This is a genomic window from Citrobacter braakii (assembly GCF_002075345.1).
Classification (GTDB): domain Bacteria; phylum Pseudomonadota; class Gammaproteobacteria; order Enterobacterales; family Enterobacteriaceae; genus Citrobacter; species Citrobacter braakii.
Genome location: NZ_NAEW01000007.1, coordinates 140,673 through 152,858, shown reverse-complemented (window position 1 = coordinate 152,858; position 12,186 = coordinate 140,673). Strand labels below are relative to the sequence as shown.

General features: G+C 52.6%; 11 protein-coding genes. 3 read left to right on the top strand and 8 right to left on the bottom strand.

What is annotated here, in order from left to right; all coding sequences use genetic code 11:
• Positions 1–41: 41 nt before the first annotated feature.
• The 4 genes from mzrA to BZK42_RS16420 all read right to left on the bottom strand — a co-directional run bounded on the left by mzrA (position 42) and on the right by BZK42_RS16420 (position 3,651).
• Positions 42–410, bottom strand: a complete 369-nt coding sequence (gene mzrA, locus BZK42_RS16435) for an EnvZ/OmpR regulon moderator MzrA (RefSeq protein WP_029139667.1) — start codon at positions 408–410, stop codon at positions 42–44.
• Positions 411–428: 18 nt separating this feature from the next.
• The gene (yqjA, locus tag BZK42_RS16430; RefSeq protein ID WP_003024820.1) at positions 429–1,091 is read right to left on the bottom strand and encodes a DedA family general envelope maintenance protein YqjA; all 663 of its coding nucleotides are present in this window, start codon (positions 1,089–1,091) and stop codon (positions 429–431) included.
• A 348-nt stretch (positions 1,092–1,439) separates the two neighbouring features.
• Entirely contained in the window at positions 1,440–2,216 is a 777-nt protein-coding gene (exuR, locus tag BZK42_RS16425) for a transcriptional regulator ExuR (RefSeq protein ID WP_046274732.1), read from the bottom strand.
• A 133-nt stretch (positions 2,217–2,349) separates the two neighbouring features.
• The gene (locus tag BZK42_RS16420; protein WP_016154616.1) at positions 2,350–3,651 is read right to left on the bottom strand and encodes an MFS transporter; all 1,302 of its coding nucleotides are present in this window, start codon (positions 3,649–3,651) and stop codon (positions 2,350–2,352) included.
• Between the two features lie 472 nt (positions 3,652–4,123).
• Here BZK42_RS16420 and uxaC point away from each other — a divergent pair, with 472 nt between their 5' ends.
• From uxaC to BZK42_RS16405, 3 genes are all read left to right on the top strand, one after another.
• A complete protein-coding gene (uxaC, locus tag BZK42_RS16415; RefSeq protein ID WP_046274731.1) occupies positions 4,124–5,536 on the top strand; it encodes a glucuronate isomerase in 1,413 nt (470 codons plus the stop codon).
• Positions 5,537–5,551: 15 nt separating this feature from the next.
• A complete protein-coding gene (locus tag BZK42_RS16410) occupies positions 5,552–7,039 on the top strand; it encodes a UxaA family hydrolase (RefSeq protein WP_016157534.1) in 1,488 nt (495 codons plus the stop codon).
• A gap of 206 nt (positions 7,040–7,245) precedes the next feature.
• Entirely contained in the window at positions 7,246–7,800 is a 555-nt protein-coding gene (locus tag BZK42_RS16405; RefSeq protein ID WP_016154613.1) for a YgjV family protein, read from the top strand.
• A gap of 14 nt (positions 7,801–7,814) precedes the next feature.
• On the opposite strand, the gene sstT is transcribed toward BZK42_RS16405, so the two are convergent.
• The 4 genes from sstT to BZK42_RS16385 form a co-directional block, all read right to left on the bottom strand.
• Positions 7,815–9,059: a serine/threonine transporter SstT gene (gene sstT / locus BZK42_RS16400; protein ID WP_016154612.1), complete on the bottom strand. Its 1,245-nt coding sequence runs from the start codon at positions 9,057–9,059 to the stop codon at positions 7,815–7,817.
• 242 nt (positions 9,060–9,301) lie between these two features.
• Complete coding sequence (locus BZK42_RS16395) at positions 9,302–10,270, bottom strand: TerC family protein (protein ID WP_016154611.1); 969 nt, start codon at positions 10,268–10,270, stop codon at positions 9,302–9,304.
• A 271-nt stretch (positions 10,271–10,541) separates the two neighbouring features.
• Positions 10,542–11,540, bottom strand: a complete 999-nt coding sequence (locus BZK42_RS16390) for a Gfo/Idh/MocA family protein (RefSeq protein WP_016154610.1) — start codon at positions 11,538–11,540, stop codon at positions 10,542–10,544.
• A 72-nt stretch (positions 11,541–11,612) separates the two neighbouring features.
• A complete protein-coding gene (locus BZK42_RS16385) occupies positions 11,613–12,113 on the bottom strand; it encodes a M48 metallopeptidase family protein (RefSeq protein ID WP_016154609.1) in 501 nt (166 codons plus the stop codon).
• Positions 12,114–12,186 lie beyond the last annotated feature (73 nt).

Sequence of the window (12,186 nt, the reverse complement as noted above, 5' to 3'; positions counted from 1 at the left end):
GAAATCACCAAAGTGAGTGATCTAATTCAGATTCCTGGAGATTAACCAAAACGGTGCGGGGTATCACGTAAGCGGGATAACCACTGTACCGCCTGATTATCATCATCCTGCTGAGCAATAACGAAACCGTGCGGTAACGTTCGGTCCAGCACGACCTTTGCGGCTGCGCTTTGCGCGCTGGAATCAAAGGTGATCAGCAGCGCGTCATTTTGCGGAGTAATGCTTTTAAAGCGAATGCCGTTGGCGTCCAGGTGATGCCAGATAGAGAAGCCATCAGGCATGGTGGCTCCCTGGTTTACAGCACGAATGGCAAGCGTTGACTCCTGCTGGCGGATGACCGACCAGGTCAGGAGCAGCGCGCCGATAAACAGCATAAAAGTAGTCGTCCAGGCCAGTCGTCGGAGTGTTATGCATGATTTCAGCATAATTTACCCTCGGTTCCCGTATTTCTTTTTCCAAAGCACAACCAGGGAACCTGCCAGACCAAACACCAGTAACACCACGGGAAGCAGCATCAGACAAGACATCAGCTGATCTTCATATTTGAGAAACACTGGCGTTTTGCCCAGCAGATAGCCAAGCGTTGTGAGAATCAGAACCCAAAGCAGCCCGCTCATCCAGTTAAAGAACTGAAAGCGCGCATTGTTCAGACCGGACAATCCTGCGATGGTCGGCAGTAATGTTCTGACAAACGCGATAAAGCGACCGACCAACAGGGCAGACAAGCCATGCTTATGGAACAGATGATGTGCGCGCTGATGGTAGTGCGCGGGTAGATGAGACAGCCAGTTTTGAACGGTGCGGGTATTTCCCAGCCATCTCCCCTGGATATAGCTGAGCCAGCAACCCAGGCTGGCCGCGGTGGTGAGCAGCAGTACCGTTTGCGGAAAACCCATCGCGCCTTTAGCGATAAGTACGCCGACCAGTACCAGTAGACTGTCGCCAGGTAAAAAGGCTGCTGGCAGCAGTCCATTTTCCAGAAACAAAATGGTAAACAGTACGAAATAGAGCATGCCAATCATGGAGGGATTGGCCAGCGTTTCAAAATCCTGAGCCCATAAAGCATTCAGTAATTGAGTCAGTAGTTCCATTCAATATTCCTGGAGAATCGGTTGTCGTCATGCCGGTATTCTGGAGTTTGTAACGCCGCAATTTTATTGGTGTTTTTTACATGGATCGCGGTCTGACACAAATTCACGGCCTGAACTATTCCCTGTAAAGTTGTGAAGTAAGCAAGCTCTCAAACACAAAAATTCAAATAACAACTAATTGTAACAAAGGTCAACGTAGTCCGTTATAGAAATTACGGGTGTTGCACTGTGATTTTGCTTATCGCAATGGAGGGAGGCGAGAGGATTTACACAGGCTGACACTTTATACCTAATGCTTACCAAGCGTCAGAAACAGGCGCTTTGTCGCGCCTGCATCGTTAAGATTGTTTATTTTGCGCCGTTAGCTGCCGTATCGAGATGAATGACGGGATTATCGGTAAAAAGATAACGGTCTGCGTTGAATTCAAAATCATCGCTGGTTTCGTTAAACAGCATCTGCTTTGTGTTCTCAAGATGCTGCCACATCGCCAGTTTGGCGGCGTGTGGATCTTTGCGAATCAGCGCCCGCAGGATCTGGTCATGGTCGTCGCACCAGTTATCTATCGTGCGCAGGTCGATGTGGTCGTGCAGCTTCTTCCAGTAGGGGTTGTGAATACGCTGAGTCCACATTTTTTCAACAATCGCGGCCAGGGCAGAGTTCTGTGTTGCCAGCGCGACCTGCACATGGAACTGGAGATCCCACTCGGAGTCACGAAAGCTTTTTTCGTTACGCGACTTCTCCTGAATTTCCATCAGTTTCATGATGTCCTGTTTGGTCACCTGGGTGGCGGCAAATTCGGCAATGTTGCTTTCTATGAGCTGGCGAGCCTGGAGCAGCTCAAACGGACCGTAGCTGGCGAATTCCAGACTTTCATCTGGCGCGACATAGTGTTTGGGTTGGTTTGAAATGACGTGGATCCCCGATCCTTTACGCACTTCAACGTAGCCCTCAACCTCGAGCATGATAATCGCTTCACGAACCACGGTGCGGCTGACATTTTTTTCATCGGCGATAAAGCGCTCGGCGGGGAGTTTGTCACCCACCAGGTAGACACCCTGCTCAATGCGTTCTTTCAGATCAGCGGCAAGTTGTTGGTACAAACGTCGTGGTTCGGTGATTTCCATATGCGCTCCAGGCATGATACGGCAGACTCTATTTGTTATACCACTTTTGCGATTACGGCTCCACTCGCGGCGATAAAAAAGCCGCCAGATGACTGGCGGCTTAGATTACATAACCTTGTTAAATCGTGTCTGGTTAACTTTGCGCAGCGGGATCGCCAGTTTGCGAAGCTGACTCTACCTCGCTGGCCGATTTGTTCTGCAATACCGTCCAGATGACTAACGCGCCGAGCAGGTCGAATACCGCCAGTACGGCGAACAGCGGGCTGAAGCCGATGGTGTCAGCCAGCGCGCCAACGACCAGCGCAAACAGCGTACTTGCAAGCCAGGCGGACATACCGGTCAGACCGTTCGCGGTTGCCACTTCATTACGACCAAATACGTCAGAAGAGAGCGTGATCAGCGCACCGGACAGCGCCTGGTGAGCAAAGCCGCCGACGCACAGCAGGGCGATAGCAATGTACGGGCTGGTGAACAGACCGATCATCCCTGGGCCAATCATCAGCAATGCGCCCATGGTGACGACCATTTTACGGGAAACGATCAGGTTAACGCCGAACCAGCGCTGGAACAGCGGCGGTAAGTAACCCCCTACGATACAACCCAGGTCAGCAAACAGCATCGGCATCCAGGCAAACATCGCAATCTCTTTCAGGTTAAAGCCGTAGACTTTAAACATGAACAGCGGGATCCAGGCGTTGAAGGTACCCCAGGCCGGCTCTGCCAGGAAACGCGGCAGCGCGATGCCCCAGAACTGGCGGTTACGCAGGATCTGACCGAGAGACATTTTCTTGGCGGTGCTGTTTTTATGCTGTGATTCCTGACCATTCAGAATGTAATCACGTTCTTCATCAGACAGTTTTTTCTGGTCGCGTGGGTGTTTGTAAAATACCAACCAGCACATGGCCCAGATAAAGCTCAGGGCACCGGAAATAATGAATGCCATCTGCCAGCTGTGCATGACGATAGCCCAGACGACCAGCGGCGGAGCAATCATCGCGCCGATAGAGGAACCGACGTTAAAGTAACCCACGGCGATTGAACGTTCTTTTGCCGGGAACCATTCAGAACTGGCTTTCAGACCCGCAGGGATCATCGCAGCTTCAGCGGCACCGACTGCGCCTCGCGCCAGCGCCAGTCCACCCCAGCTACCAGCCAGTGCGGTCGCGCCACAGAAGACGGCCCACAGAACGGCGAACATCGCGTAACCAATTTTTGTGCCGAGCACATCGAGCACATAGCCGGCAACGGGTTGCATTACGGTGTAAGCAGCAGAATACGCTGCGATGATATAGGAATACTGTTGGGTGGAGATGTGTAACTCTTCCATCAGAGTTGGCGCAGCTGCCGCCACAGTGTTACGTGTCAGATAACCCAGCACGGTGCCAAGCGTCACCAGTGCGATCATGTACCAACGTAACCCTTTAATTTTACGCATGTAAAACCTCATCGTTTTGTTATGTCCGCGAACGAGCGGTCATCTTCCAGTTCAGGGAGGAGGATGTTCTTTTACGAGGGGGTAACCGAAAAAAAGCCGGTACTCCCCGAACTCTGCCATGTCAATATTTGTGCTAATTCGGTTTCCGTACCGGTTAATCCGATGGTGATACATCGGTAATTTGCATTCCGTCGGCTTATGTATCGCGACGGCAAAAAGATAACTTGTCATACAGCTTTAAAAGGTGAGTGCCATCACAAAAGTGTGAATCTTCGTGTGGTCATTATTTCGATTCAGCAAAGCCAGTGCTGGTGCGGCTTGGCGCGAGGTTTACCTCTTTGAGAGTAATTTTTTTGTCGCCATTTGTTGATCTAACTCACGAAAATATCTTCAGTGTATGGAAATTGGTGTGATAACTTTGTCAACATCAAAACATAAGCAATCTGACGCACTCGCTGAGAGGAAGACGATAATGACCCCGTTTATGACTGAAGATTTCCTGTTGGACACCGAATTTGCCCGCCGTCTGTATCATGATTACGCCAAAGACCAGCCAATCTTCGACTACCACTGCCATTTGCCACCGCAACAAATCGCGGAAAACTACCGTTTTAATAACCTGTATGACATCTGGCTGAAGGGTGACCACTACAAGTGGCGTGCGATGCGTACTAACGGCGTCGCTGAGCGCCTGTGTACCGGCGATGCGTCCGATCGCGAGAAGTTTGACGCCTGGGCCGCCACGGTTCCGCACACAATCGGTAACCCGCTGTACCATTGGACCCACCTCGAATTACGTCGCCCGTTTGGTATTACAGGTAAGCTGCTGTCTCCGGCAACGGCTGACGAAATCTGGAACCAGTGCAATGAACTGCTGGCGCAGGACAAATTCTTCGCGCGCGGCATCATGCAGCAGATGAATGTGAAAATGGTCGGTACTACCGATGACCCAATCGACTCTCTGGAGCATCACGCGGCCGTTGCTAAAGACGCAAGCTTTGATGTGAAAGTGCTGCCGAGCTGGCGTCCGGATAAAGCCTTTAACATTGAGCTGGCGACCTTTAATGACTATATGGCGAAGCTCGGTGAGGTGTCTGACACGGATATCCGCCGCTTCAGCGACCTGCAAGCTGCGCTGACCAAACGTCTGGATCACTTTGCGGCTCACGGCTGTAAAGTCTCTGACCACGCGCTGGACGTGGTGCTGTTTGCTGAATCTAACGAATCTGAACTGGATAGCATTCTGGCACGCCGCCTGGCGGGTGAAACGCTGAGCGAGCATGAAGTTGCCCAGTTTAAAACCGCGGTGCTGGTGTTCCTCGGTGCGGAATACGCGCGTCGTGAATGGGTACAGCAGTACCACATCGGCGCGCTGCGTAATAACAACCTGCGTCAGTTCAAACTGTTGGGTGCGGATGTCGGCTTCGACTCCATCAACGATCGCCCGATGGCCGAAGAGCTGTCCAAACTGCTGAGCAAGCAGAACGAACAGAACCTGCTGCCGAAAACCATTCTCTACTGCCTGAACCCGCGCGATAACGAAGTGCTGGGCACCATGATCGGCAACTTCCAGGGCGAAGGTATGCCGGGCAAGATGCAGTTCGGTTCCGGCTGGTGGTTCAACGATCAGAAAGACGGTATGGAACGTCAGATGACGCAACTGGCCCAGCTCGGTCTGCTGAGCCGTTTCGTCGGCATGCTGACCGATAGCCGTAGCTTCCTGTCATACACGCGCCATGAATACTTCCGTCGCATCCTGTGCCAGATGATTGGCCGTTGGGTTGCTGCAGGTGAAGCGCCGGCAGATATCCAGCTGTTGGGTGAAATGGTCAGAAATATTTGCTTCAACAATGCGCGTGATTATTTCGCCATTGAACTGAACTAAGGCCTGGGTGAAGGTATGCAATACATCAAGATCCATACGCTGGATAACGTCGCGGTAGCGCTCGCTGATTTGGCTGAAGGAACCGAAGTCACCGTTGATGGGCAAGCGGTAATCCTGCGCCAAGCGGTTTCTCGTGGCCATAAATTCGCTTTATGCGATATTGCGCAAGGCGAAAACGTCATTAAATACGGTTTGCCAATAGGTCATACGTTGGTGGACGTGGCGGCGGGTGAGCATATTCATGCTCACAACACGCGCACGAATCTGAGCGACCTGGACACGTATAGCTACCACCCTGATTTTCAGGCAGAGCTTGTTCAACCCGCCGATCGCGATGTACAGATCTACCGTCGCGCCAACGGCGAGGTCGGCGTGCGCAACGAACTGTGGATCCTGCCGACGGTCGGCTGCGTCAACGCTATGGCGCGTCAGATGCAGAACCGCTTTCTGAAAGAGACCAACGACGCCGAGGGTATCGACGGCGTGCATCTTTTCAGTCACACCTACGGCTGTTCACAGCTGGGTGACGACCACATCAACACCCGTACCATGCTGCAAAATATGGTGCGCCACCCGAATGCGGGTGCGGTGCTGGTGGTCGGCCTGGGCTGTGAAAACAACCAGGTTGATGCCTTCCGCGAAACTTTAGGCGAGTACGATCCTGAGCGTGTTCACTTTATGGTCTGCCAACATCAGGAAGACGAAGTGGAAGCGGGGATTGAACATCTCCATCAGTTGTACAACGTGATGCGTAACGATAAGCGTGAGCCGGGTAAGCTGGGCGAGCTGAAGTTTGGTCTGGAATGCGGCGGCTCTGACGGCCTGTCCGGTATTACCGCCAACCCGATGCTGGGGCGTTTTTCCGACTACGTGATTGCCAACGGCGGCACCACCGTGCTGACTGAAGTACCGGAAATGTTCGGTGCCGAGCAGCTGCTGATGGACCACTGCCGTGACGAAGAAACCTTCGGCAAGCTGGTGACCATGGTCAATGACTTTAAGCAGTACTTCATTGCTCACGACCAGCCGATTTACGAGAATCCATCGCCGGGCAACAAAGCGGGCGGGATCACCACGCTGGAAGATAAATCTCTGGGTTGCACGCAAAAAGCGGGCTCCAGCCAGGTGGTGGATGTACTGCGCTACGGCGAACGCCTGAAGACACACGGCCTGAACTTACTGAGCGCGCCGGGTAACGATGCGGTTGCTACCAGTGCCCTCGCGGGCGCGGGCTGTCATATGGTGCTGTTCAGCACCGGCCGCGGTACGCCGTACGGCGGTTTTGTGCCGACGGTGAAAATTGCGACCAACAGCGAGCTGGCGGCCAAGAAAAAACACTGGATCGATTTTGACGCCGGACAGCTGATCCACGGTAAAGCGATGCCTCAGCTGCTGAGCGAGTTTGTCGATACGATCGTTGAGTTCGCCAATGGCAAGCAAACTTGCAACGAGCGCAACGATTTCCGGGAACTGGCTATCTTTAAAAGCGGCGTAACATTGTAATTACCCTTCATCTTTCGCGTGACAGCCGCGTTGGCTGCGTCCATTCACCCCGGTCACTTACTCCAGTAAGCTCCCGGGGATGTCTGAACTTACCGCCTTGCGGTAGCACGAAATCTATTGGGTAATCGAAATGGAGTGGATTTTAAAAACGGCGTTTCATAATATGGGGCGCCGTTTGTTTTTGCGTTTCCTCACAAGGATCTCCCATGACCGCGTATTGGCTGGCCCAGGGCGTAGGTGTCATCGCCTTTTTGATCGGCATTACCACCTTTTTCAATCGAGATGAGCGCCGGTTCCGGCTGCAACTCGCCGTCTACAGCGCCACCATTGGCGTGCATTTTTTTCTGATGGGCGCCTGGCCTGCGGGAATGAGTGCAGAGCTAAACACCATCCGCACACTCGTCTCGATGCATACCCGCAAACTATGGGTAATGACCGTTTTTATTATCCTCACCCTGGTTCTCGGGCTGGCGAAATTACAGCATGCGATGGAGCTGTTGCCGATTATTGGCACGCTGGCCAGCACTTGGGCGCTGTTTCGCTGCCAGGGGCTGACCGTGCGCTGCGTAATGTGGTGCGCAACCGCCTGTTGGGTTATCCATAATTTCTGGTTGGGATCGATTGGTGGGACGATGATCGAAGGTAGTTTTCTGGTGATGAACGGCCTGAACATTATTCGCTTCCGGCGGATGCAAAAACGCGGAATTGATCCATTCAAAATTGAAAAAAGCGTACAAGAAGAGAACCCCTCCGTCCGGTGACAGAGGGGCAGAGATTAGCCGCGCAGGGCGTTATTTGCCAGACGTTCGTCTTCAGCCTGGCAGGCCGCAGCGGTAAACAGGACGTCTGTAGAAGAGTTCAGCGCCGTTTCACAGGAATCCTGCAATACGCCGATGATAAAGCCAACGGCAACGACCTGCATGGCGATGTCATTCGGGATACCGAACATATTACATGCCAGTGGGATCAGCAGCAGAGACCCCCCCGCCACGCCCGATGCGCCGCAGGCGCACAGCGAAGCAACCACGCTCAGTAACAGCGCCGTCGGTAAATCGACCGGAATACCCAACGTATTTACCGCCGCCAGCGTCAACACGGTAATGGTGATCGCCGCGCCAGCCATATTGATGGTAGCTCCCAGCGGGATAGACACCGAATAGGTATCACGATCCAGGTTCAGCTTCTCACACAGCGCCATATTCACCGGAATGTTTGCCGCGGAGCTGCGGGTAAAGAAGGCGTACACGCCGCTTTCACGCAGACAGGCCAGCACTAACGGATATGGGTTGCGGCGAATTTTCCAGAATACCAGCAGCGGGTTGACCACCAACGCTACCAGCAGCATACAGCCTACCAGCACGGTCAGCAGATGTGCGTAGCCCCAAAGCGTGGCGAAACCGGTGGTTGCCAGCGTGGAGGAGACCAGGCCGAAGATACCGATCGGCGCGAAACGAATCACCAGCTTCACCATAAAGGTAACAGCGTTGGACATATCGTTGACCAGATTTTTGGTCGTTTCATTACCGTGACGCAGCGCAAAGCCCAGACCGACGGCCCAAACCAGGATGCCGATGTAGTTGGCGTTAAGCAGTGCATCAATTGGGTTAGAAACCATGCTCATTAGCAGACCACGCATCACTTCGATAATGCCGGACGGCGGTACGATATCGCTGGCGCTGCTGGAAAGATGCAGTGTCGATGGGAAGGCGAAGCTGAAGACAACGGCCGCTAACGCTGCGGAAAATGTTCCGAGCAGGTAGAGGAACAGAATTGGGCGGATATTGGTTTTTTGCCCGTGCTGGTGGTTGGCGATAGAAGCCATTACCAGCATCAGAACCAGAATTGGTGCGACGGCTTTTAACGCGCCGACGAACAGAGTACCCAGTAAACCAACGGCTTCTGCCGCAGGTTTTGACACCAGTGCCAGTAAAATCCCCAGAACCAAACCGATCAAAATTTGTTTAACCAGGCTCCCTTGCGCCAAGCGCGAGAATAGCCCCGATGAACGTTGCGTAGTCATGTAGTAATCCTTTCATTGTGTTGTTGCCCTGCCTTTGTGCGTTCTGTAGACGCATCTTTCAGGATGAGGCAAATGTTTGCATGGCTGAGTATAAGGAAAGAACAGGGTTCTGGAAGCGAAATATCCTGGATTTCGCGTTGAGATCATATTTTATAACTTTGAGTTAACATTATTTTGACATGATAAACAAAAAGCCCGACGCACGCAGTGTGCTGTCGGGCTTTTCAGCTAGCAGATGAAACTTACTGTATTTGCTGCTTTTTATCGTGCTGGTGGTTGACCCAGGCGTTCACAATCAGCGTCACAAACAGAATGCCAAATACCACGCCTAACGAGATAGCGATCGGGATATGGTAGAAATCGACGATCAGCATCTTAATACCGATAAACACCAGAATGACCGACAAACCGTACTTCAGCATGGAGAAACGCTCCGCCACGCCCGCCAGCAGGAAGTACATTGCGCGCAGACCTAAAATAGCAAACAGGTTTGAGGTCAACACGATGAACGGGTCGGTAGTGACGGCAAAGATAGCCGGAATACTGTCGACGGCGAAAATGACGTCGCTCAGCTCAACCAGAATCAACACCAGCATCAGCGGCGTAACAAACAGCAGGCCGTTTTTACGCACGAAGAATTTTTCATCTTCGATGGTATCGGTCATGCGCAAATGACCGCGCAGCCAGCGTACTAACGGTCTGTCGCCAATACCGGAAGCATCTTCTTTCGCCAGCGCCATTTTTACGCCGGTAAACAGCAGGAATGCACCGAACACGTACAACAGCCACTCAAATTGGGTGATAAGCCAACTGCCGGCGAAGATCATGATCGTACGCAGAACAATGGCTCCCAGCACGCCATACACCAGTACCCGACGCTGCAACGCAGGCGGTACGGAGAAGTAGCTGAACAGCATCAACCAGACAAAGACGTTATCTACTGCCAGCGATTTTTCGATCAAATAGCCGGTAAGGAACGCCAGCGCCTGTGGGTCGGCAACGGCGCGGCCCTGGGTTTGTGCCAGGTACCACCAGAAGACGGCGTTAAACAGTAACGACAGCGTTACCCAAACGATTGACCAGGCCGCAGCCTGCTTCATCGACATCGTATGCGCGCCACGACGACCCTGCAACAGCAGGTCGATGGCCAGCATAATTACCACCACGACAGCGAAGCCACCCCATAACAACGGTGTGCCGACAGTATTCATTGTATTTCCCCATGCATAAAAAAAACGGCCAACGCCGAATGACGTTAGCCGCTGCTTTTTATGCATAGACCTTGCCATTCGGCAAGGTCTCACTTACAACAACAAAGGAATACGATGGCGTATTCCTTTGTTATCGCCCGGCGACCGGATGTGGTTTTTCACACATCGTAATGACGATCAACCGACAACGAAGTTACTCCCCTTTGCGGGTTACAAAATATTACAGGCCATGCATTCAGTCAATGGCCTGCAACATTCGTTTTACATACCTTTACGCTGTCAGCGATGTTACCGCTTCATCTGCCGGGAAAATCACGCCGGTCTGGCGGCGAATCTCTGTTTGCAGTTTGGCGGTGATACGGCTGACGGCCAGTGCGGGGTGATCCACTTCGCCGGATTCAACCAAATGAGCAAAAGCCTCTGCCTCATACAGCATAGTATTGATGTGCTGAGGCGTCGTCAGATCCTGGGTTTTCCCCCCGCGAGGAACGAAGCACACTTTCTGACACTCGGAGATATGCTCGATCACCAGCGATCCCTGCTCGCCCTGAATTTCACTGGCTAACACCGAGTCGCTTACTTTTGAGTGCTGGAGTGTGACGCTGAAATCACCGTAATTCATCACCACCACGCCGTGGGCATCTACGCCGCTTTCCAGCAGACTGGCGCTGGCCTGAACGCTTTGCGGTTCACCCCACAGCGCAACCGCTGAGGCCAGGCAGTAAAAACCGATATCCATGATCGAGCCATTTGAGAACGCCGGATTAAACGTGTTCGGATTTTCACCGTCCAGATAGCGCTGGTAACGCGAGGAGTACTGGCAGTAATTAATAAACGCTTTCCTGATTCTTCCGACTTTGGGTAGAGATTGCTGCAACAGCAGGAAGTTAGGCAAGCTGGCGGTCTTAAACGCTTCAAACAGCACGACCTGATTTTCGCGCGCGCAGGCGATAGCGGCTTCGGCTTGCGCCAGGTTTGAGGCCAGCGGCTTTTCGCAAATAACATGCTTTTTGTGCCGCAAAAACAGCTCGGTCTGCGGGAAGTGCAGGGAGTTTGGACTGGCGATGTAGACGGCGTCGATCGCCTCGCTTTGCGCCATCGCTTCCAGTGAGGTAAACAGATGCTCGACGGGGTAATCGTTGGCGAAGGTCTGCGCCTGCTCGAGGCTACGGGAATAGACCGCGGTCAACTTATATTTGCCGGTTTCATGGGCGGCATCGACAAACTGGCGGGTGATCCAGTTTGTGCCAATTACTGCGAAACGTATCATAATGGCCTTCAGGCTGCGAAAAGGGATCCTTTCGTCAATTTAGCATGCCCTGAAGACAAAGCCAGTGCGCAACTACGCAGTTTGCTTTAACGATTGTTGCGTTAACCACAGGCGGGTATCGAACTCCAGTTGATGATACTGAGGCTCCATATGACAGCACAGCTGGTAAAACGCTTTGTCGTGCTCTTTTTCTTTCAGATGCGCCAGTTCATGAACGACGATCATGCGTAAAAAAGGTTCAGGGGCATTGCGAAACACGGTGGCAACGCGGATCTCCGCTTTGGCTTTTAGCTTACCGCCCTGCACGCGAGATACGGCGGTATGCAGCCCCAGCGCATTCTTCAGAACGTGTATCTTGCTGTCATACATGACTTTATTCAGCGGCGGGGCATTACGCAGGAACTGATTTTTCAGATCCTGAGTATATTGCCAGAGCGCTTTGTCGGTCGCGAAATCATGCGTCCCCGGATAGCGCTTCTCCAGCACTGCGCCCAGACGCTGTTCAGCAATCAGCGTTCTCACCTGAGAAAGCAAATGTTCCGGGTAGCCCTGGAGATAAGTTAGTTGGTTCATCTTTGCCCATGCCAATCATAAAAAGTGTATACTCACGCACCCTTTTCAGGGATACGCCGAAATTTTACCATTC

Bases quoted from the DNA above. Each gene is read 5' to 3' on its own strand.
- uxaC (WP_046274731.1), top strand. From the start codon at position 4,124: ATGACCCCGTTTATGACTGAAGATTTCCTGTTGGACACCGAATTTGCC.
- sstT (WP_016154612.1), bottom strand. From the start codon at position 9,059: ATGACTACGCAACGTTCATCGGGGCTATTCTCGCGCTTGGCGCAAGGG.
- BZK42_RS16405 (WP_016154613.1), top strand. From the start codon at position 7,246: ATGACCGCGTATTGGCTGGCCCAGGGCGTAGGTGTCATCGCCTTTTTG.
- yqjA (WP_003024820.1), bottom strand. From the start codon at position 1,091: ATGGAACTACTGACTCAATTACTGAATGCTTTATGGGCTCAGGATTTT.
- BZK42_RS16385 (WP_016154609.1), bottom strand. From the start codon at position 12,113: ATGAACCAACTAACTTATCTCCAGGGCTACCCGGAACATTTGCTTTCT.
- BZK42_RS16395 (WP_016154611.1), bottom strand. From the start codon at position 10,270: ATGAATACTGTCGGCACACCGTTGTTATGGGGTGGCTTCGCTGTCGTG.
- BZK42_RS16420 (WP_016154616.1), bottom strand. From the start codon at position 3,651: ATGCGTAAAATTAAAGGGTTACGTTGGTACATGATCGCACTGGTGACG.
- BZK42_RS16390 (WP_016154610.1), bottom strand. From the start codon at position 11,540: ATGATACGTTTCGCAGTAATTGGCACAAACTGGATCACCCGCCAGTTT.
- exuR (WP_046274732.1), bottom strand. From the start codon at position 2,216: ATGGAAATCACCGAACCACGACGTTTGTACCAACAACTTGCCGCTGAT.
- BZK42_RS16410 (WP_016157534.1), top strand. From the start codon at position 5,552: ATGCAATACATCAAGATCCATACGCTGGATAACGTCGCGGTAGCGCTC.